We start from the raw sequence: 19,553 nt of genomic DNA, 5'->3' as shown, positions 1-19,553 counted from the left end.
TGCATTTTGTGTCTTGACAACCGTGTACATTATAGGGCTTATAATAAGTGGTTTTTGACACAGGAAATTTCATATGATGAACTTGTTAATATGTTAGAACCCATTATAATAACCAATCTGGATATATTAAATATGAAAGGATGACTAAGTATTCCATCATTTTGTTGTTTATAATAAAAAAAGAACTGTCGACGGACCCGCTATTAGGCATCCACCAACAATTCTCTTGATTTAATTGATCGTCCACTTAATTTATCTTTACGAATTAGACTCTATAGGCTCATCACAATTTTTAAATCCTAAATCGTTTTTATAATACTTTTATAATACTCTCCAAAGCCTTTTGATTATAATCCTCTAAAGTTGTAAGCGGCGGACGACAAGGCCCCACACTTAACACACCTCCCATAATATTGAGAGCCGCTTTCACTGGCATTGGATTGACTTCACAAAACAATGCATTGATCAGCGGAATAAGTTCTAATTGAATCGCCAAACTCTCTTGATGATTGCCTTCTAAATAGAGTGAAACCATGTCATGCATTTTCTGAGGAACGACATTGGCAGCCACTGAAATAACGCCAACACCACCAAGCGCTAATAAAGGGAGCACTTTATCATCTTCTCCCGAATATATATCTAATTTGCCTTGACATAAGTGTGCCAAAGCAACAGCTTGAGCGAAATTGCCACTGGCTTCTTTAATACCAACAATATTGTCAATTTCAGAGAGTTTAAGTGCAGTCTCTGGATTGATATTCATACCTGTCCGACTAGGCACATTATATAAAATGATTGGAATATTAACGGCTTCAGCCACTGCTTTGAAGTGTTCATACAGTCCTTTTTGGCTGGTTTTATTGTAGTAAGGTGTTACCTGCAATAAGGCATCTGCGCCTGCTTCTGCTGCTCTTTTAGACAGATTGATCCCATGTTTAGTATCATTGCTTCCAGCGCCCGCTATAACAGGTACCCTACCTGCTGTGTATTCAACAGCGGCTTTGATGCATGCGATTTGCTCATCGTCTGTCAAAGTGGATGCTTCACCTGTGGTACCACAGATAATGATCGCATCTGAACCGTTTTCTATTTGGTAATCAATTAAACTTTTTAAACGATCGAAATCAATCGAGAAATCTTCTTTAAAAGGTGTGACGATCGCTACACCTGATCCTGTAAATAATGCCATATACGCTCTCCTATTCTTTTGTTGGCATACCCGCTCTTTCAGAGTATAAGCCCAATATTTATTTAGTCTTCAAACTGCATATCATTGTCCGCCAAAACCTTGTTTTGTCAGACGAGAACTAATGATTTACATAAAAAAACAACTAGCAAAGCGCTAATTGTGGACAACAAAAATAATTCTAAAATTGATCACAAGTAGCACTCCATAAGTATAAAACTTATGACAGTTAAAAGGCTATTAACCATTTAACCAGATCCTACCATACTGGGTGGTATTCACTTCGGCACCTTTGCCTTTTAACGTCTCTCACATGTACCCTTATACATCAACACGTCTACTGTTCATTGGTGCGCCTCTACTGCTTTATGAAGTTATGTATAATCTTAACGCGGTTTTGTATATCTGTCAACTTTAATTCGCTTCTTTTTTTCATTTTAAATCCGTTTTAGAAACGTCTTAGCCATAGCAAAATAGCGTAGGCAAATCGTCGGCATTCCCATCATTTCTTACATATAAATTCCTTCATACTGATACTTTTCGTGTCTTGTCCTTGCAATTAAGAGCTTCGGGTATGCATCTTTTATTTTAAGTAATGAATCCACCTCTCTTTCAAAGGTCTTTTTATTAGAAATATCATCAGTCATCTGAATATAAATCTTATTATTTTGCTTGACTGCTACAAAATCAAGATTTCGGATTCCAAGCTTAGTATTTAGCACACACATTTTTATATTCATTGGTGAATCCAGCATGAACGTAATATAAAAAATGAGTGCCACAGCAATCTGCATGACACTCACCTCAAGCTTATTTATTTACCTATCCCCAGGATACTCACGCGATGTCTATCATGATACCCACTGGAAGGGGTATGACCACATTTTCTGCAGGCTAGGTCATAAGGACTATTGATGACACCACACGATGAGCAACTATGATCTTCTTTCATGGCTTCAAGCCACGCCTCTGCACCCTTTTGTTATCCATTCGTTTTCCCCCCTTCTTGATGATTCAAGTCACTCACAGACAAGTCAAAACTCAGTTTAATCTCTTTGTCCAGCATCGACCAAACCGGACAGATTCCTTCTGCGTAGGCAAGCACCTTCTTCAGGTCTTCGAGGGTCGCATCTGATGATTGCAGCTGAATACACACGTTGATGGTGCTAAATCCAGTTGGATGCTCCGTTTTTCTAACCCCAGACACGTGAATTTCCATATCGTCTACCGACTTGTGCATCTTCCTCAGCAATGGACATACGGCGCCACCAATACAGGTTCCCAAGCTGATTAGAAATAGCTCAAGGGGCAACATGCTCATTCCGTCTCCATAAGGTGGAATGTAATCCGTCGTGATTTCTGGCTTTCCGTCTACCGTCGATTTGAATTTGACACCGTCATTGATCCGCTCAATTTTTACCTTTAATTGATTTTCCATCATAAAACCTCCTTTAGTCCTATATATCTTTAGATACAAAAACACGATGGAGGTTACATGATTGGGGTCTAAATTTTTATGATTTTAATACTTTCATCTCACTCTGGTTTAAAATTGACTTCATTTTTTTGATAAAAACATCTGCATCCCCCACTTTCAGTTCACTCCGGTAGAGGATGCTCACCTTTTTTAAGAAGTTCATTTCGCTGAGAATTTGATTCTCCAATGCTTTTTCGTTACGGTTGATGACTGGAACAGAAGCAATCAGATCACGGCGGTTATTCTCAATGGCATAATTGACCCAAAGTTTGCATTTGCACGGAAATTTGGGATCGATGAACGCACATTTGCCGTCCATCGCTTGACGCAATGTCACCCTTGCACGGTATAAATTGGTCTTTACGGCACTTTCGGATATCTCCAAAATGGCTGCCGTATCCGCAACAGACAAATCCATAATCACCCGAAGAACAAACGTGAGGCGTTGCTTGGTCGGCAAACACTCTGTAAACATGTGCACACACGTCTCACGCATGTCATTGTATAACACTTCATCTTCTACTTGTCTAAAATCCTTTAAGCTTTCAAAAAAGAATTCTACTGTGACGCCTTTATCGGCCGCCATGCGTTCAACGGGAAAGTTTTTACGCGGTTTCATATACTTGAGGGCACAATTTACCGTGATACGGTATAGCCAAGTGCTAATCGCACTACGTCCACCAAATGAATCAAACCCTTTGAATGCGTTTATATAGGCTTCTTGCATCACGTCTTCGGCATCATGAATCGACCCAGTTATTCTAAACGCGACTTGATACAAATTCTTGTACTGGGATGCGTAGCTTGCATCCAAATGAGAGGTTTCCAAAACGTTTTCGGACATAGGGCGGTTCCTCCTCTGTTGAGTTATAAAGATTATCCAAGGTGAAACAGCATATGCACCCTGAAGCCAATGGCAATAATCATTTGTAGGTTATTCTGCTGTACTGGAGCGGAGAGTAATATTTCATAATTAGTTATTTGTGATAACTATAATATATAATAAAGTTTTCATGAGTTTGATTTATAAATCTCACCACATTCTAATTTTAGACTGCATAATAGCTTGTTAATTATATTTACAATACAATCCAAGAACGGTATAATATTAATTTGAGCAACTCAATAAATCAGATGATTTTTCAAGTGAAAGTGAGGTGAAAGAAATTGGACGCACACAGTAGTAGCGGTATGACTGATGATCCTTTAGGGACTCAAAACAAAACTAGAATTACTCTTTTGAATCAGACAATTGCTAAACTTCTTTACAGTTTTCAATTGCTTTTGCCTGTTTGTAAGTATGAAAAATAGTTTTATTTTCAATTATTAAAGGACATCGGTTATGCCCTCTAAAAAAAATTAGGAGGTATAACATGGAAATCAAAGATTTAAAAGAACTTTTGCGCTCTTTGGCAAAAGAAGAAAAACTACTTGAACTGAAAGAACTATTAGACTCTCAATATTCAGTTGATATTTCAGCTGCTCTTGATGAAATTGAGCTAGAAGAGCTTATACTTTTCATCAACTTATTAACGCCTGTTGAAATCGCTTCTATTATTGAAGAGTCAAATGAAGAATTACAAAAAAGAATTTTGGACCTTATTGATATTTCCGTTGCCATTCAGGTATTTTCTAACATGTCCACAGATGACATTGCTGACCTTTTGGGTATCCTATATAAGTTGAATTAAATTTTAATAATTTACAATTGGACACATAACCGATCTATAATAATATGTGGATGTTTTGCAATTTCTGTTAGAAAAGCAGAGACATTCTTTCTAATCTCATATGTCTTGTTATAAAAAACGTTGTTGATGACTTTTTCTTTAAGCCAACCCCAGAGACCTTCTATCAAGTTTAGATTTGGACTATATGGAGGTAGATACATTAACTCAAGTCGATGGGAATTTTCTAAAAGAAAAGGCTGAAGTAACTTGGCGTGGTGTATCCTTGCATTATCAAGAACCATAACAATTTTACCAGAATACCGTTCAAGTACATTGTTCAGAAAACCAAGAAATGTTTGTGCATCGTATGTTTCGTGCTCTTCACAATAGATATCTCCACTCTCATAATCTAAACAGCCCACTAGTTTTACGCCACGATGCTTTCCATACGTCTTTATGATTTTTTGTTTGCCGCGTTCAAACCATGTAGCTCCGATCGCTTGGTAATCTCGAATCATAGATTCATCCTCGAATAGTATGTGTTGGATTTCACCGTTTATCAATTTTTTTTAACATCAATAAATGCCTTGCGAAATTGCTCTTGCTTTAGGGGATCAGCTTTAGCTAACGTGTACATAGGACGTGTGAATGATAAATTCAGTCTAGACAATATCAACGTGATACCTTTGATGCTGTATTGAACTTTGAATTCTCTCAAAATATATTCTGCTACAATTCCAGCTGTCCAATTGAAATTAGCTACAAAACCAACATCGGCGGGGGTTTTGTTTAGAATGAGGTCTTTTATTGTAGCCTCTTGCTCTTCGGTTAACCGACTTGGTCTCCCTTTGCGTGCAGCATCTGGAATTGAACTAAGCCCTATGCTACGATACTTTGTATATAATCTTGAAATCGTAACAGGAGTTAACTGTGTTATTTCAGCGATTTCTCCGACCTCTTTTCCTGTTCCGTATAAATAGATAGCTTGAATTCGACGATATTCACGTTTGATTTTTGATGACCTCATTGCTTCTAAAAGTTCTTTTATTTGTTCCTGAGTTAGTGGCTTGCGTTTATTCATAGGGTTCATCCTCACATAGTAGTTTTGGTTATGATATATATCGGATGATTTTTATAAAATTTTAATTCAATTTATATAGAAACTCAAGTGCAGTATAATCACTGGATTTTTTAGAAGGAATAAACGACTGAGTATTTTAACATGAATTAGATAATTTTTTCGGGTTTTTTTAAAGCGCATGGTTTTAGTACAAAGCCCCCCACCAGGTACAATAAAGTGAACATGCGGGTGATAAGAAAGTGTTTGACCCCATGTGTGGAGAATACCAGTTAGACCAATTTGAGCTCCTAGATGCTTTTTATCGGCAGCTAGAGACAAGAGCGTTTTAGAAGCAGACTTCATGATCAAATTGTACATCAAAGCTTGATTGGCAAAGAAAATTGGATTGAGTTCTTCAGGGACAGTAAAAACCACATGGAAGTAGTGGACATTTAAAAGTTCAGAGTTACGATCAACACGCCATTTTTCTCTTTTGAAAGACTGACAAAGTGGGCAATGACGATTACGACAAGAATTATAAGCAATAGAAGTTTCACCACAATTTGTGCAAACATTATGATGTCCCCCCAGTTTAGAAGTACGACAAGCCATGAGAGCATTCATGACTTTATATTGATCATATGAGGGAGTGTGGGTTTGACAATAGTCCTCAAAGAAACGCACAAAAATATCTTGGAGATTAGGCATTAAAAACCTCCAAACTATCAAACGGACTAATGGCTTTAGTCACGTCAGCGGTAGTTAAATGAAGGTAGACAGTGGTCGTTGAAAGCTTAGAATGACCAAGCAGTTTTTGAATAACGACAACATTGGTTCCGGCAAGAAGCAGATGTGCCTGAAAGCTGTGTCTTAAACTGTGGATCGTGGCTTCTTTAGGAAATCCCAAGAGATCACACTTGGTTCTAAACACCATTTGAATGTTCCGCGTCGTCAATGGTTTGTCTTTTGAGAAGCTTTGAAAAAGGTAATCTTTAGGGTAATATTGCTTGTAGTAAATTCTTAAAAGATCAAGTGCACTTTTCGAAAGAAGCGTGTAGCGTTCTTTGAGGCCTTTGCCATTTTTGACGCGAATGCGCATCGTATCTGAATGAATATCAGAGACTTTGAGGTTCATAAGTTCCCCAACGCGCAAACCCGAAGAGTAACAGACTACAAGCATGGTTTTATGCTTAAGATTTGTGACAGAGTCAAAAAGTGCGTGAATCTGTGCGGGTGTTAAAGTGATGGGGAGTTTGGAAGGTTGTTTCACTTTAGGAATATCGACCATATTCCATTCACGACCAAGAGTAGTTTCGAAGAAGAATTTAATGGCACTGTAGTTTGAATTTACATAAGACCGACTGAGCTTTCTACTTGTAATTGCATCATGTAAAAATTCACGCACATGATCATAATTGAGATTTTCAGGGGCAATATTGTGAAATCCTGAAATTTTCTTAACCCCTTTAAGATAGACAGTGACAGTCTTTGGACTGAAACCTCTGAGTTCCATATCCATTTGCATTTTAGATAATAATTTAGACATAAAAAATAGCGCCTTTTCTTTTAGATTCAGAATAAGAATATCTAAAGAAAGCACTATATGTCTAGGGCAAAAAGATTTAAAAAGTCACCGCGGTAGCGGTTTCGTCCAACAAAGCAGTTAAAGATTATGAATAGTTTCAGGAGTTAAAAAATATATAGCATAGGCCTTATTGAAGAAAGTTTAGATGACACTAAAATATTGAATGAGTATAAAAATTATATTCATTCCAGCAGAGTAGAAGAAATGCCAGAAGATGAATTTCCTATCTGGCATATTAATGAATATTGTGTGACCGATGATAAAATGGCAGAATTAGTGCTCATTCTATCAGAACACATTAAATTAACTTGGTATATCCATGCTTTTAATGAAAATGAATTAATCATAACTTTCAAAGGAAAGTCTTTCAAAATATCAACAGAAAAAGATGACACATGGAATTCAATGATTGAATATGGCGTCAAAATAGCTTAGGTTGAAAGACACTTTTTAGAAAATATTCCGATAAAAATTTAAAAGATAGTTCTCATGGCAAATAGAATTCTTGTAATGGATGAAGTCACTATTGTTGAGGAAGGAAGTCATCTGCACCTTCTTCTTAAGATAAAGATTTATTATGCACATATGTATGAAGCACAAAGCTGTGGGTACAAAAGATGATGCGGAGGTATAAATGATGATTATAAAAAAATGTAATGAAGTAGATGACAAGCTTATTTACAATGCTTTTGCAAAAGGGTATTCAGATTATTTTTTCAAATTTAATATAGCTTTTGATCTTTTTGTTGAACGGTTCTTGAACAATGAAGCAGACAGATCCCTGTCATTTATCGCATTAGAAGAGGGTGAACCTATTGGACTAAGTCTAGGTAATATTCATGCGTTTGGTGGTGTAAAAACCATGCGTTGTGGTGCTTTTGCAGTTGATCCAGCCCATCGTAATAGAAAGATTGGTTTAAAACTATTTGAAGCCCATATAGCTTTGGCTAAAGCCCAGAATTGCAAACAATTATACCTAGAGGTTTTAAAAGTTAACGAGAATGCAAAGCGGTTTTATGAACGTCTTGGCTATGCGCAGGTTCATGATTACAGACAGTACGAACATAAGGGATTTAGCTATGAGGGGCAACCCTTAGAATCTATCGAGGAAATTGGCATTGAGGAAATTGTTAAATCAAGACAAGCCTTGGGAGAACTATATCTTAATTGGCAAAGTGAGATTTTTACCATAAAACACTTTAAGAATATACTGAATTATGGGATTTATAAAGAAGGGAAACTTATTTCAGTAGTGAGTATAAGTAAAAACGGGACCATTCTCTGGCTTTGGACCCATATGGACGAAAGGTTTAAAGGTTATGCAGCTCATTTACTAAACTATGCAAAAGATAAGCATGGTATTGAAAGTTTAAGAACAGTTTCAAGTAATAACATGGTCTATGAAGGTTTTTTAAAAAAGCTAGGATTTACAGTTTCTATTGAGCAATACGAAATGATGAAAGTCATTTAAACTTCTACCTAGAAGCTCAATGTGCGGGTAAACAAGCCATAAAAGAGGAAAATATGTTTATCGATTTAACCTTTGAAATAACACCCAATATGATAAGTAAGGCACAGAATAATTAAGCTTGACGGTGTCAGACACCAAAAATGAAACAGGTCCTTGTGGACCAGATTCAGAAATGTTTTATGTAAATGATCTGACAGACTGTGGCGAAAATTGTGGACCTGCATGTAGTTGTGGGAAATATGTTGAATTAGGAAACAATGTTTTTATGAGCAATAACAAAGAGACAGACGGTTCATTAACAGAATTAAAACAAAAGAACATAGACGTTGGTCTCGAATTTGAACGATTATTGATCTTAACAAATGGATTAAATAATGTCTATGAAACGGATTTATTTACACCTATTATTAATGCGTTAGAACGCGTAACGGTACAAAAATATGATGAAACGAAAAAAAAAGTTTTAGAATTATCGCTGAACACATAAGAGCAGTGGTATTTATTCTTTCTGATCCAGCGGAAGTTGTACCATCAAATTCTGAGCAAGGATATATTCTCAGTGTATCCATTGATGAAAAAATCGCTAAGCAAAAAGAAGTGGTTTCCTAGGTGAAAGATAAGTATGATTCAGCGCTTAACGAGTTGAATATTTTGATGAAAAAGAAACAAGAACTGCAAGGGAAAGAGTTGTTAAATGCAGTTGTAAACACCACTAAAAGTCTGGATGAAATACTGGCATTTATGAGTGAAAACGAAGAGGATCAATCCTAAAATAGGGCTTGAGAGTTAATTTTTTTAGGAAGTTAAGGGTATTACAATAAGTGAATCGTTGCAAGGTTATGGTGTCTGACACCATAACCCTAGAATAACCCAAAAAGAGCATGAATTAAGTGGTAAATTTGCTTTTTTAGTAAGAACAATTGAATCTCATTGCCCGACTTTTCCATCTCCATCAGCATCCGTCATATACTTATAAAGCCAGTGATCTGAATATATAGGCATCTTATAGCCTGCTGCCTTGGCCTCAGCGATAGATACAACACCATTTTGATTCGCATCAATCGTTGCAAGTTCTTCTTGCTCATCAATGTCCTCTATGGGTTCATAAGCATTGGGGTCAGCATTGAGTAAACGGTTTGATTCATCGGGATCTACATTTCTAAAGGTATCGACAATTTTCCGGTTTCCAATTTTGTATTGATATTTATATTGAATAGGAATCTGTGTGACTTGATCGGGATAGGTGATTGAAGCAAAAAATACATCACACCCCTTTGCATCGCGAATTGTTTTTTCCATATAGGCTTGATCACCGTGACGGTTTAATGTACTGTTTTGAGGGGTTATATTATAAGCATTTGAAACACCTCCGAGACTATCGGCAATCACATGTCCTTGATCGAGGTCTGGACGTTCTGTGCCAGAAACTCTCGCTTCGTCACTGTAATATCTGCCAGAGGGTAGAACTGCTTCTGTTTTATCGTTTTGGAGGATAATTACACTGGCATAGACGTACACCAATTGGCTGTATTCGTTTGTAAAAGCAAAGTACTGCCTTTCTCCAAAGCCAATGTCGACCGCAACGTTTGAGAGCCGATCTCCAGATGGGTTACCGCCGTCTACCTCAATTATCTCATATGATTTGCCGTTGAGCAGGACTGTGTCTGGCATAATTTCGATTTGAACCTCTTCATAAGTGCTAGGCGATAAGAGCGAAAAAAATAGAGAAGTGCCCAAATTAAAAAGAGTGCCATCATTGATGTTAAAAAGAGAGGCTGCCAGAATCAACAAAGAGGTGATCAGGGTCAATTTCAGCTTTTTAGACCGTTTATTTTTGTGAAAGAAATGGACAAAAAGGACGGTTATGCTACCGAGTAGCAAAAAGAGTAATATGAGTATTAAAGTCTTCATTGTTATCAGTTGAATTCTATAAAACGGGCTACGGCCTTGAAATGCATCATGTCATCATCGGTAATGCTTGTGATCTTTGATGGGGTGCCTCTGACCACATAGACTGTCCCTGAGATGGCTTTATCATCCAAGACGATGTTCAGTGCCTCATATTCTTCGCTTACTTCAGATAACAGGTATAGGTCAGAGCCTATACTGAGCTGAGTAAAATGGGTATTCAATTCTTTTTCAAGTTCCGAAGTGTTTCTTACATCGCGTTCAATGACAGTGGGTGCGGTGTAAGGTTTTTTTTCTATAAGTTTGATCATTTGGTAAACTCCTTTGCTGGTAATTTTGAATACAAGCTGATGTACCTATCGGCTATACAAAACCAGCTGCTTTTAAGTGTACACCATTTTGGGTAAGCATGGAACAAAAAGTATGGCTAAGCCTTGAATTTTAACATATACCGAGTGTAAGCAGTAAGATCTTTATATGGGAGCTAAAGGCGGAGAAAGTGCATTATTCAGTTAAGCAGTATGAGAATTATAGTAAGCAAATCGATGTCTAAAGTTGATTTTTCGCGAATAAATCACGAATTAAAAACATTCGATTGACAGTATGCGCTTTGTTATTATATTATAAGCCTATAGGAGTGTGATAATATGTTATTAGAATTTACAGTAGGAAATTATTATTCTATAAAAGATGAAACAACCTTAAATATGGTTTCGACTAAAAATAGTAATTCGACTAATGATGACCATTTACTTGAGAACATCATAAAATCAGATGAAGGCAATATACTTAAATCAACAGTATTATTTGGTGCAAATGGATCAGGTAAATCAAATTTTATTGCTGGGATGAATTTTTTTAAGCATTTTGTCAAGAACTCATTTAAAGACTACACAATTGGTGATAAAATAAACATTAAGCCATTTTTGTTTTATGAAGAAAATATTAAAGCGCCATCTTTATTTGAGATAGTTTTTATACAAGATAGATTAAGATATCGATATGGTTTTGAAGTAAATAAAAACCGTGTTGAATCCGAATGGCTATATGTGAAATATTCATCTAGGGAAAGTCAATTGTTTTATAGAGATAATAGTGGACCAATAGAGCTTGGGACAAAATTAAAAAATGTTAAGAAATATTTAAACAGCAATGGAACTGTAAGAGAAAATGCCTTATTTTTATCAACACTTGTACAGAATGGTGTTGAAGACGATGTAAAGGTTGTAGCAGAATTTGTTAATAATATTATAATGATAGGTGAAACGGACGAGAATTTTGCTAAAACGGTCGAACTTTTAGATGATGAAACTAATAATAAGTATAGGAATGAAATAATTGAGATCATGAAATCTGTTGACTTTGGTTTAGATGATCTAAAAATAAGCAAAACAAATGTAGATTTTAAAGAAGAATTAAAAGACCTTCCAGAAGAGTTAAAAGGATACTTTTTTAATAAGTTAGAAATTGATGCCGAAGAATTGTCTGATTTTATAAAGATGGAAATAGGTTCTAAGCATAAGGTTTATAAAAATGAAAATGAATTTAGTCGGTTTGAGTATTTAGATTTTAACGAAGAATCATTAGGAACTAGAAAATTTTTCGCGCTAATTGGCGTCATACTTGATTCTATATATAATGGGAAAATAATATTTGTAGATGAATTAGAGTCTAGTTTGCATGTCTTTTTAGTAGAATTCATAGTAAAAATGTTTAATTCTAGTAAGAATTGTTTTGGAGGACAGTTAATTTTTTCAACTCATAATACGTCTTTATTAAACTCCTCTTTGTTTAGAAGGGATCAAATTTGGTTTGTGGAAAAAAACAATATTGGTGCGAGCAATTTGAAATCTTTGTCTGATTTTAAGATCAGAAAAGATTTGGTCTTTGAAACCAATTATAAACTCGGAAAATTTGGAGCTATTCCATTTATCAAAGAGTTACAAATTATAGGAGAGTTGGATGAGTGTTAGAGGGAAACAAAAGAGGGGGAAAATACAACGAAAAGCAGCAGTTTATGATGAAAAAGAGCCATATATTGTTTGCCATTGACGGCTATGAGTGGTGAGATGAGAGTTGGACGCCACAACTTATTTAGAGTTAGAGCCTGAGTTTGAAGGGGATTTTTATGTGTGAGAGAGATATCAAAAAAATGCTAAGTCGTTATAATGCGATTTGTGCGGAGATTCATCAGCTTGAGCAGGAGATTTTAAATCTTGCGGAGGTGGCTGCGGCACATCGGGAACTTTCGGCGATTACTTATTCGGATATGCCGAGAGGGTCGGGGATATGTATGATAGGAAAAATCAGGTGGAGGCTTTTTGGGAGCCTCTATCTGACGTTGAGCGGGAGATGGTGGCGGAGGAGGTGTGTTATTCTAGGACGCAGTGTATATGTATTCTCAATAGCGTACTGATGAGATGATTGGTTATTTTTTATTCAAGAAATTTTTATTGGTAAATATCCTTTTGATAGTATATAATTATCTTAAAATACAATAGTTGTATTTTAAGATTGCTATATACTATCAGAAGGATGGCTAAAAATGACTTATACAATATTATTAGTGACATTTTTTATATTAAATATGATTACATTTATACTTCCAAAAACAAAATTAAAATCTCAAAAAATGTTATCATACATTACTTTTTCAATTGCAACCTTTTTATTTCTTATATTGTGGTACTATAAAAAATAAAAGCCTATTAGGCTTTTATTTTTATTTAGTAAGGCGTAACAGTAGGAAAATCAAGAGCCCAGTCATAAGTATAATAGCCACCTTGATTAAAATATCGACGTTCATAAACGCCAGTTATTATTACTTGGAATCCCTCATTACCATAAATTTGATTAGCAAGTGCCGCTCCAGTGATAATCCACGAAGTCCATCCAACCAGTGGAACGAAAGAAGATCCAACTTTTTCGCCTAAAACTTGTGCAATTGCAGCAGCTAGCTTTTTAATAACTGCAGCACTTATTGGAGAGGCCCCAACGAATGATGGGATTCCTAATTGTAAATTTGTTATGCGAAATGACCAAGTACTTCTAGTTCCTACTGGATATTTAGCCTCAAATGATCTAGTAGATATAACACTACTCATCTCAACATATTGTTTTATTTCAACATCAAAGGAAGTTCCATTATCATCTTCAATTGTAATTATTTCTGTGCTTGTAAGTATCATATTGCCATCTGATATGTCTTCTGATGCGGCAAAAGAGTTATTTATTGGCATAGACACAACTAATAACGCTACCATTAATAATAAAGATATTTTTTTTCTCATGATATTTCCTCCTTAAGAAAATATATAATAGTTTCTTGCGAAACTCTGTAAGCATTGAAAATACTTGCTTTTATTTATAGAAATAGCATATTACCCTCCATTTTGGGTATAAATAAGGTGTGTTCCTGTTGATAACTCATACTCAAAAGAAAGGAAGGTAATAATGCTAATTTCTGCTTCTAATCAGGTTTCCCTGTTTGATCTTGATGCTGAGTTTGATGAACTCACTTCATACAAATCAGATCAACTTTTTTCTCTTTTTAACCAGTTTATTGACACAGATGATGTTATTCCAAAATCTTTCTACAGTGTTTACTACTCTAATGTTGGAAAAAACAGAGATTTTCCACTTGAAGGTATGCTCAAAGCATTTATCTTTTACAACTTGCTCGGTCTACCTACCATTTCCACTCTCATTTTTATCATCAACATTTCAAGTGATTTTAGAAAATTTCTAGGCTTTTCCAGAGCACCTCATCCCTCTCAGTTTTCTAGGTTCAAGACTCTCTTTTATGACCAAATCCTCGAAATGTTTCATCATCTTGTTGATTTTACCTCTGATTTTGCAATAGATGCAGATGATCGCCTCGCCAAAATACTCATTACCGATACAACTGGTTTCGAGTTATACGTTAAGGAAAATAACCCTAAATTCTATCAATCTATTCTTAAAACCGTTAAAACTTACGCTAAATCTCATAAGTACGACAAGACCTTTGATGTAGAAAAATATGCCCAATCAAAGATGCCAAAACAAAGTTCTTCTAACCCTGAAGCTAAACTGACTTATCTTAATGGGCATTTCGGATACTATCAAAAGGTCATCCTCGCTACCAACGGGTTTGGATTAATTCGAGATATTAATTTTTATAATGCCGACAATACGCTACAGCTTAACCTTACGCCTCAAGAAATCAAAGATGAATATGATGCTAAATCTCTTATCCCTTCACTTGAAACGTTTTTCGATTTACACCCAGATTCTAAATTCAACTACTTTCTTGGGGATTCAGGCTTTGATGCAGTTGATAATTATGCGTATCTTTACAAAAAAGGCATCATACCTATCATCAACCTTAATCCTCGAAATAATTCTACGCTGCCTCAACCCCTGTTTAATGAAGACGGTATCCCTACTTGTCCCAACGATCCTGAGTTACCAATGACCTATGCTGGGGTGATTAAAGGAGCCAATAGAGCAGATCGTATTCAGTTTATTTGCCCTAAAAGATCTCTTACAATGTCTGATTCAGTAAAATCCGTTATTCTTGATTGTGATAATCCTTGTACCAATTCACCATATGGAAGAATTAAAAACATCACTGTTCACCATAATTTCAGATTCAATGCTGCTATGCCTCGAAATAGTAATGAATGGATCAATCTTTACAAAATAAGAACGGTTTGTGAAAGAACCATCGCACAACTTAAATCCTTTATGCAAATCAATATTTCCAAAGTCAATAAAACCTTAACCCTGAAATCAAACATCTTTTTAGCTGGCATCACACAATTGATTGCTTTCATTATCATTCATAAAAGTAAATTAAACATTGGTCATTTGTCTATAAAAACTATGGTTGCATAGAATAACTTACTGCGAAATTGAGTAAGTCTTTATTCTGTTGCGCTTTTTTTTTGAACTTTTTTAGATATTTCAATTTTGCTTGTGGATAACTTTGGTTTTTATTTCGCAACGATCTAAAAATATATAAAAGGTAAAATAATACAACAATTGTATTGTTGTGAATTATATGCTATTTAATTACAAAATGCAATATATATATACATATAATAAGTAAAATATATCCATATAAAATAAGTAAAATATATCTGATTTTCGAATTGCTAAAATTAATAAAAATATATCCAATAATGCTATTTAATAAAAATCCGTACGAAACCGCACTTTTTTTATGTTATCCTTATATCATAGAAGTCTACAAAGAAATCACAGTCTCAAACTAAATTAATCAAATCAAAAGATCAGGGTATCCAATCGGTGCTCTTTTTTCATGCAAAGAAGGTGTACAAATGGCCAAGCGCAAAACTGTCGAACCCATCAGAGACAGAGAAAAAATCAAAGACATATCATCCTACCTCAGAGCAGGTTCGGAGAGCAATTACATCCTCTTCATGCTTGGGCTTCATACAGGACTAAGAATATCTGATCTACTAAACACTTTGGACATTCTGATCCTAATAAAACACTGAGATACATTGGAATAAGCACACAAGAGAACTTTGCCATTATGGATCAGAACCATTATTTCAAAAGGGGTTATGAGAAAGATCATCAAATTTATGTATCATAAGGCCAAAGACTATTTAGACGATGGTAAAGTGAATAGCAGCATATAAAAGAAAGCGTGGCCACTTAAACGGGGTCACGCTTTTTTATAATGCTTCTATATTATATAGATGGATTAATCTTAAAGCCTATAATCAACTTAAAACAAATAGAATTTCCAGTTTCAAAATTGCATATGAATGCATAAATTTATGATTAGTATTGTCATAGAACGTAATAAATCCCCTCTTTATAAACTATGGGGCTAAATCGTCTTTTTGGGGCAGTAAAAAAGCTCCTAGCAAATCGCTAGAAGCCAGTTATTCAAATGGAGCCGACTATGAGACTCGAACTCACGACCTATGCCTTACCATGGCATTGCTCTACCTGCTGAGCTAAGACGGCACATCCTCATACATTATAAAAGATATTCTCTCTTTTGTAAAGCATAAATATAGAGGGTGTTCTTTAAATCGGTGTTCGAATTTGTAATAATGGTATAATCTTTAGAAATTATTCTCCAATATTGAGCGCATTGCCTAAGTGACTTTCAAAATAAAGATTTGCGTGTTCGTAAATACGTGGATCATCGAATACATTGAGGATGTCGTCTTTTTCATTGAAGAAAGAAAGCATTTCCGCACAAAGTGCGGCGGTAAGAGGTGTGTCATTATGCGCCACAGCCTCTTGATAAAACGCCTTAAGCGTTTCAGAAACGCGATGTTCATCATCAAGCATATCATAAGATGAAGGCACCAGCAGTCTGTAATAACACATATTTAAAAGACCAGCCAGATTCATGCGGAGTTGCTTTTGAAGGTCCTGAGTTGAAGCAAAGAGCGTCTCATAGTAATACGTTCTCTGAAAGAGCGTCTCCACAGAAACATTGAGCGTCTCTTCAGCAAAAAGAGGTGTTTGGATTTCGTTTACCATGACTTCTAAATATTGATTTAAAGAACTTGAAGCGTATTGACCATAGTGATCGAGGATGTAAATGTAATCTGGGTAGGCATAAAATAACCCTTCAGAGGACATTAGGCCGTAACCTTCATCATACAGTGCATTGAGATAATTCTGAACGTCATAATCTTTAACTTGTAAGGCGACTTCTGCTTTTGGGGTCCCCATAAAGAGAGTGGCACCATGAGACTCAGAAAGTGCATTTGCAACCTCATAGAGTGTCTTGAAATAAAGCTCTGAATCACTTCCGTAGAAAACTGTATCGCGTTCAGAAGATGAAAGATCGAGCATGACAATCCAATCTTGTAACATTTGATCTGCAAGATCAGCAGAGACTGTGGGGATGTTGGTATCGATATAAGCGGCAAGATCTGATAAACTTGGGGAGTGACTCATAAAGACCGCATAAGTTTCATTGAGTGCACTTGAGGGATCCGTTGTGACCATGATATTTTCACTTGTGACAGGATCAGAGCTTGCCTCAGAAGGCGTGGATACATTTGAATCAGTCGCATCTGCAAGGATCACATCCGTTTTAGAAGCATTTGAGCAACCTGAAAAAATGAGCAGACTTAAAAAAGTAAATAGCAAACATTTGCGCATATCGCACCTCTCGTTATGCAAATTTAACTGTAAAATCCTTCGCCAAGGACTTCACGAACATTGGAAATCATTACAAAGGCATCCTTATCAATCTCTTTGATAAAGCTTTTAAGTCGGATAAACTCCTTTTTCCCCATAACGGAAGTGATGATTTCCTTATTTGACATGGTATAAGCACCTTTCGCCGTATATATTGTAGCACCTCTCTCAATATTTTCAACAATATATTTTTGAATTTTATCAGATTCTTTTGAAATAATGGAAACACTCACCTTTACAGAGAAACCTTCAATGACATTATCGATAATTACGCCGTTAAAAACGATTCCTAAAAAGGCATAAATCCCTAAATTAAGGCCAAAAGTTAACCCCGCAAGAATAACCACCACAAAATCAGCCATCAAAAGCGATTTGCCAATATCAAAGTGCATGAACTTGTTGAGCACCTTAGCGATAATGTCCGTGCCACCTGTTGAAGCGTTTTGATTAAAAACAATGCCCAAGCCGATGCCTTGGATTAAGATGCCTACAATGAGATTGACGAGCAAGTCATCTGCCGGCGGTCCAGACAGCTTAAAAAAAGTATCAAAGATATAGATGACCCCAGTGAGTAGAAAACTGGCATAAATGGTTTTTGCCCCAAATTGTGGCCCTATGGCAACAAAGCCCACTACAAATAGAATAACATTTAAAAATAAGAGTATAATGCCGATTGGAAGACTGGGTATGAGGTTGTTGATCACCATGGCAAGTCCCGTGATACCGCCAGTGGCAAGATTTGCAGGTATAAGAAAAAAGCAAATACCAATGGCAACAATAATGACGCCAAGTGTAGTCATAAAATAATCTCGTATAAGACGCATAGCGACCTCCGTTTTGTGATCCTAAATAGGTGTATATCTCTACCATTTATAGTAGAGACTATACCCATTATAGAGAGGCTTAACTGCAAAAGCAACACATATGGCATTAATAAGACAAAATTAATTGGTTGCATTCGAAATGGAGGGTATAAATAGAATAGAAACCAAAAGGAGGGGTTCATATGGAAAAACTACAACTTGAAAAAATAAAACTTGAAAGACTCAAAGCTTTTCTGGACCTTGTTGAAATCAGAACCAAGGTGGCCAGTATTTTACCTTTTTTCGTAGGGACTTTATATGCGATCACGCGCTATCATAGGTTTAATCTTACCAATGCACTTTTGATGTTTTTCTCCTTGCTTATGATTGACATGGCAACGACCTCTGCCAATCATTATATGGATTACAAAAAAGCTATTTTAAAAGAAGGCTTTCATTACGAAAAGCACAATCCAATAGCCAGAGCCATTTACAATGTCAAACATGCAAAGTGGATTATCATTGCGCTGGTTGCATTTGGCGCCTTTTTAGGGGTTGTATTGGCAGTTCAAACGGATTGGATTGTACTTTGGATTGGCATGTTTTCGTTTTTAGTAGGACTGCTCTATTCTTTTGGACCTGTTCCTATTTCTAGAACGCCAATGGGTGAAGCTGTGAGTGGCTTTTTTATGGGTGTGGTCATCGTGGGATTGTCGGTATATATCCACATCGTGCCACTTGGGATTGTCACTTATAATTTAACGGGTAATGAAGCCATATTTTTTCTAAACTGGCGCGAAATCATCAACATTATCGTCGTCGGTTTGCCCATGATGTTTTTAATCTCCAACATTATGCTTGCAAATAATACCTGTGATATGGCAGAAGATGAAGTCAACAAGCGCATGACACTGCCAATATTAATTGGAGAAGAGCAAGCGACTAAACTTTACCTTTGGGCAGTTTATGGAGCCTATGCTGCAATCGTTCTCGGGATCATGATTGAGGCTTTACCGCCGATACAAGTAGCATCACTTGCAACATTTCCGATTCTCAGAGTTAAATCATGGCAATTCGTGGAGCACCCTGTTAAGTCAGATACATTCGTATTAGCGGTTAAGAATTTCGTCATATTTTCAAGCGTTTATATCTTGGGCTTTTTACTCTATGCTGTACAGCAAATTTTGTAATGCACAAATCATACAACAAAC

General features: G+C 36.0%; 20 protein-coding genes, 1 tRNA gene and 1 riboswitch. Of the genes, 8 read left to right on the top strand and 13 right to left on the bottom strand.

Going from position 1 to position 19,553, the window contains the following annotated elements; all coding sequences use genetic code 11:
• Positions 1 to 310: 310 nt before the first annotated feature.
• The 4 genes from dapA to F3D3_RS14855 all read right to left on the bottom strand — a co-directional run bounded on the left by dapA (position 311) and on the right by F3D3_RS14855 (position 3,507).
• The gene (dapA, locus tag F3D3_RS14870) at positions 311 to 1,189 is read right to left on the bottom strand and encodes a 4-hydroxy-tetrahydrodipicolinate synthase (protein ID WP_069875160.1); all 879 of its coding nucleotides are present in this window, start codon (positions 1,187 to 1,189) and stop codon (positions 311 to 313) included.
• Positions 1,190 to 1,376: 187 nt separating this feature from the next.
• A riboswitch (Lysine riboswitch) is annotated at positions 1,377 to 1,555 on the bottom strand.
• 140 nt (positions 1,556 to 1,695) lie between these two features.
• A complete protein-coding gene (locus F3D3_RS24685) occupies positions 1,696 to 1,980 on the bottom strand; it encodes a hypothetical protein (RefSeq protein WP_069875158.1) in 285 nt (94 codons plus the stop codon).
• A gap of 188 nt (positions 1,981 to 2,168) precedes the next feature.
• Positions 2,169 to 2,624 carry an OsmC family protein gene (locus tag F3D3_RS14860; RefSeq protein ID WP_069875156.1) on the bottom strand — a complete coding sequence of 152 codons (456 nt, stop codon included), beginning with the start codon at positions 2,622 to 2,624 and terminating at the stop codon, positions 2,169 to 2,171.
• Between the two features lie 76 nt (positions 2,625 to 2,700).
• On the bottom strand, positions 2,701 to 3,507 hold the full coding sequence (locus F3D3_RS14855) for an RNA polymerase sigma factor (protein WP_069875154.1): 807 nt from the start codon (positions 3,505 to 3,507) through the stop codon (positions 2,701 to 2,703).
• A 529-nt stretch (positions 3,508 to 4,036) separates the two neighbouring features.
• On the opposite strand from F3D3_RS14855, the gene F3D3_RS14850 reads away from it, so the two are divergent.
• Complete coding sequence (locus tag F3D3_RS14850) at positions 4,037 to 4,354, top strand: magnesium transporter MgtE N-terminal domain-containing protein (protein WP_069875152.1); 318 nt, start codon at positions 4,037 to 4,039, stop codon at positions 4,352 to 4,354.
• Between the two features lie 11 nt (positions 4,355 to 4,365).
• Here the strand turns inward: F3D3_RS14850 and F3D3_RS23410 are convergent.
• The 3 genes from F3D3_RS23410 to F3D3_RS14830 all read right to left on the bottom strand — a co-directional run bounded on the left by F3D3_RS23410 (position 4,366) and on the right by F3D3_RS14830 (position 6,939).
• A protein-coding gene (locus F3D3_RS23410; protein ID WP_139132109.1) for an IS630 family transposase occupies positions 4,366 to 5,414 on the bottom strand; the annotation gives its coding sequence in 2 pieces (ribosomal slippage) (positions 4,366 to 4,902 and positions 4,905 to 5,414; 1,047 coding nt in all).
• Positions 5,415 to 5,480: 66 nt separating this feature from the next.
• The gene (locus F3D3_RS14835; RefSeq protein ID WP_069875148.1) at positions 5,481 to 6,101 is read right to left on the bottom strand and encodes a transposase zinc-binding domain-containing protein; all 621 of its coding nucleotides are present in this window, start codon (positions 6,099 to 6,101) and stop codon (positions 5,481 to 5,483) included.
• Positions 6,094 to 6,939 carry a site-specific integrase gene (locus F3D3_RS14830; protein ID WP_069875146.1) on the bottom strand — a complete coding sequence of 282 codons (846 nt, stop codon included), beginning with the start codon at positions 6,937 to 6,939 and terminating at the stop codon, positions 6,094 to 6,096. Before F3D3_RS14830 ends, F3D3_RS14835 begins: the two co-directional genes overlap by 8 nt.
• Before the next feature lie 243 nt (positions 6,940 to 7,182).
• On the opposite strand from F3D3_RS14830, the gene F3D3_RS14825 reads away from it, so the two are divergent.
• From F3D3_RS14825 to F3D3_RS24205, 4 genes are all read left to right on the top strand, one after another.
• Positions 7,183 to 7,413 (top strand): hypothetical protein, encoded by a 231-nt coding sequence (locus F3D3_RS14825; RefSeq protein ID WP_069875144.1) that lies wholly within the window; start codon positions 7,183 to 7,185, stop codon positions 7,411 to 7,413.
• A gap of 199 nt (positions 7,414 to 7,612) precedes the next feature.
• On the top strand, positions 7,613 to 8,449 hold the full coding sequence (locus F3D3_RS14820; protein WP_069875142.1) for a GNAT family N-acetyltransferase: 837 nt from the start codon (positions 7,613 to 7,615) through the stop codon (positions 8,447 to 8,449).
• A 124-nt stretch (positions 8,450 to 8,573) separates the two neighbouring features.
• Positions 8,574 to 8,936, top strand: coding sequence for an alanine--tRNA ligase-related protein (locus F3D3_RS14815; RefSeq protein ID WP_139132108.1), 363 nt, complete (start codon positions 8,574 to 8,576; stop codon positions 8,934 to 8,936).
• Positions 8,937 to 9,058: 122 nt separating this feature from the next.
• Positions 9,059 to 9,220, top strand: coding sequence for a hypothetical protein (locus F3D3_RS24205; protein ID WP_175438392.1), 162 nt, complete (start codon positions 9,059 to 9,061; stop codon positions 9,218 to 9,220).
• Positions 9,221 to 9,376: 156 nt separating this feature from the next.
• Here the strand turns inward: F3D3_RS24205 and F3D3_RS14810 are convergent, their stop codons facing one another.
• Both F3D3_RS14810 and F3D3_RS14805 read right to left on the bottom strand, forming a co-directional pair.
• Entirely contained in the window at positions 9,377 to 10,237 is an 861-nt protein-coding gene (locus tag F3D3_RS14810; RefSeq protein WP_242877147.1) for a DNA/RNA non-specific endonuclease, read from the bottom strand.
• A gap of 128 nt (positions 10,238 to 10,365) precedes the next feature.
• The gene (locus F3D3_RS14805) at positions 10,366 to 10,668 is read right to left on the bottom strand and encodes a hypothetical protein (protein ID WP_069875136.1); all 303 of its coding nucleotides are present in this window, start codon (positions 10,666 to 10,668) and stop codon (positions 10,366 to 10,368) included.
• A 336-nt stretch (positions 10,669 to 11,004) separates the two neighbouring features.
• On the opposite strand from F3D3_RS14805, the gene F3D3_RS14800 reads away from it, so the two are divergent.
• Complete coding sequence (locus F3D3_RS14800) at positions 11,005 to 12,330, top strand: ATP/GTP-binding protein (RefSeq protein ID WP_069875134.1); 1,326 nt, start codon at positions 11,005 to 11,007, stop codon at positions 12,328 to 12,330.
• 753 nt (positions 12,331 to 13,083) lie between these two features.
• On the opposite strand, the gene F3D3_RS14790 is transcribed toward F3D3_RS14800, so the two are convergent.
• On the bottom strand, positions 13,084 to 13,647 hold the full coding sequence (locus tag F3D3_RS14790) for a hypothetical protein (RefSeq protein ID WP_069875130.1): 564 nt from the start codon (positions 13,645 to 13,647) through the stop codon (positions 13,084 to 13,086).
• Between the two features lie 163 nt (positions 13,648 to 13,810).
• On the opposite strand from F3D3_RS14790, the gene F3D3_RS14785 reads away from it, so the two are divergent.
• Positions 13,811 to 15,235 (top strand): transposase, encoded by a 1,425-nt coding sequence (locus tag F3D3_RS14785; RefSeq protein WP_069871022.1) that lies wholly within the window; start codon positions 13,811 to 13,813, stop codon positions 15,233 to 15,235.
• A gap of 1,031 nt (positions 15,236 to 16,266) precedes the next feature.
• On the opposite strand, the gene F3D3_RS14775 is transcribed toward F3D3_RS14785, so the two are convergent.
• From F3D3_RS14775 to F3D3_RS14765, 3 genes are all read right to left on the bottom strand, one after another.
• Positions 16,267 to 16,342: transfer RNA gene (locus tag F3D3_RS14775), tRNA-Thr, on the bottom strand.
• Positions 16,343 to 16,450: 108 nt separating this feature from the next.
• Complete coding sequence (locus tag F3D3_RS14770) at positions 16,451 to 17,500, bottom strand: hypothetical protein (protein ID WP_069875126.1); 1,050 nt, start codon at positions 17,498 to 17,500, stop codon at positions 16,451 to 16,453.
• Positions 17,501 to 17,523: 23 nt separating this feature from the next.
• Entirely contained in the window at positions 17,524 to 18,363 is an 840-nt protein-coding gene (locus F3D3_RS14765) for a YitT family protein (RefSeq protein WP_069875124.1), read from the bottom strand.
• Positions 18,364 to 18,545: 182 nt separating this feature from the next.
• On the opposite strand from F3D3_RS14765, the gene F3D3_RS14760 reads away from it, so the two are divergent.
• Positions 18,546 to 19,532, top strand: a complete 987-nt coding sequence (locus F3D3_RS14760) for a 1,4-dihydroxy-2-naphthoate polyprenyltransferase (protein ID WP_069875122.1) — start codon at positions 18,546 to 18,548, stop codon at positions 19,530 to 19,532.
• Positions 19,533 to 19,553: the final 21 nt, after the last annotated feature.

The sequence above is a fragment of the Fusibacter sp. 3D3 genome (genome assembly GCF_001748365.1).
GTDB lineage: Bacteria > Bacillota > Clostridia > Peptostreptococcales > Acidaminobacteraceae > Fusibacter_A.
This window is presented reverse-complemented; position numbering and strand designations above follow the sequence as displayed.

Excerpts from the sequence above, each read along its gene's own strand:
- dapA (WP_069875160.1), bottom strand. The coding sequence starts at position 1,189 with ATGGCATTATTTACAGGATCAGGTGTAGCGATCGTCACACCTTTTAAA.
- F3D3_RS24685 (WP_069875158.1), bottom strand. The coding sequence starts at position 1,980 with ATGCAGATTGCTGTGGCACTCATTTTTTATATTACGTTCATGCTGGAT.
- F3D3_RS14860 (WP_069875156.1), bottom strand. The coding sequence starts at position 2,624 with ATGGAAAATCAATTAAAGGTAAAAATTGAGCGGATCAATGACGGTGTC.
- F3D3_RS14855 (WP_069875154.1), bottom strand. The coding sequence starts at position 3,507 with ATGTCCGAAAACGTTTTGGAAACCTCTCATTTGGATGCAAGCTACGCA.
- F3D3_RS14850 (WP_069875152.1), top strand. The coding sequence starts at position 4,037 with ATGGAAATCAAAGATTTAAAAGAACTTTTGCGCTCTTTGGCAAAAGAA.
- F3D3_RS14835 (WP_069875148.1), bottom strand. The coding sequence starts at position 6,101 with ATGCCTAATCTCCAAGATATTTTTGTGCGTTTCTTTGAGGACTATTGT.
- F3D3_RS14830 (WP_069875146.1), bottom strand. The coding sequence starts at position 6,939 with ATGTCTAAATTATTATCTAAAATGCAAATGGATATGGAACTCAGAGGT.
- F3D3_RS14825 (WP_069875144.1), top strand. The coding sequence starts at position 7,183 with ATGCCAGAAGATGAATTTCCTATCTGGCATATTAATGAATATTGTGTG.
- F3D3_RS14820 (WP_069875142.1), top strand. The coding sequence starts at position 7,613 with ATGATGATTATAAAAAAATGTAATGAAGTAGATGACAAGCTTATTTAC.
- F3D3_RS14805 (WP_069875136.1), bottom strand. The coding sequence starts at position 10,668 with ATGATCAAACTTATAGAAAAAAAACCTTACACCGCACCCACTGTCATT.
- F3D3_RS14800 (WP_069875134.1), top strand. The coding sequence starts at position 11,005 with ATGTTATTAGAATTTACAGTAGGAAATTATTATTCTATAAAAGATGAA.
- F3D3_RS14790 (WP_069875130.1), bottom strand. The coding sequence starts at position 13,647 with ATGAGAAAAAAAATATCTTTATTATTAATGGTAGCGTTATTAGTTGTG.
- F3D3_RS14785 (WP_069871022.1), top strand. The coding sequence starts at position 13,811 with ATGCTAATTTCTGCTTCTAATCAGGTTTCCCTGTTTGATCTTGATGCT.
- F3D3_RS14770 (WP_069875126.1), bottom strand. The coding sequence starts at position 17,500 with ATGCGCAAATGTTTGCTATTTACTTTTTTAAGTCTGCTCATTTTTTCA.
- F3D3_RS14765 (WP_069875124.1), bottom strand. The coding sequence starts at position 18,363 with ATGCGTCTTATACGAGATTATTTTATGACTACACTTGGCGTCATTATT.
- F3D3_RS14760 (WP_069875122.1), top strand. The coding sequence starts at position 18,546 with ATGGAAAAACTACAACTTGAAAAAATAAAACTTGAAAGACTCAAAGCT.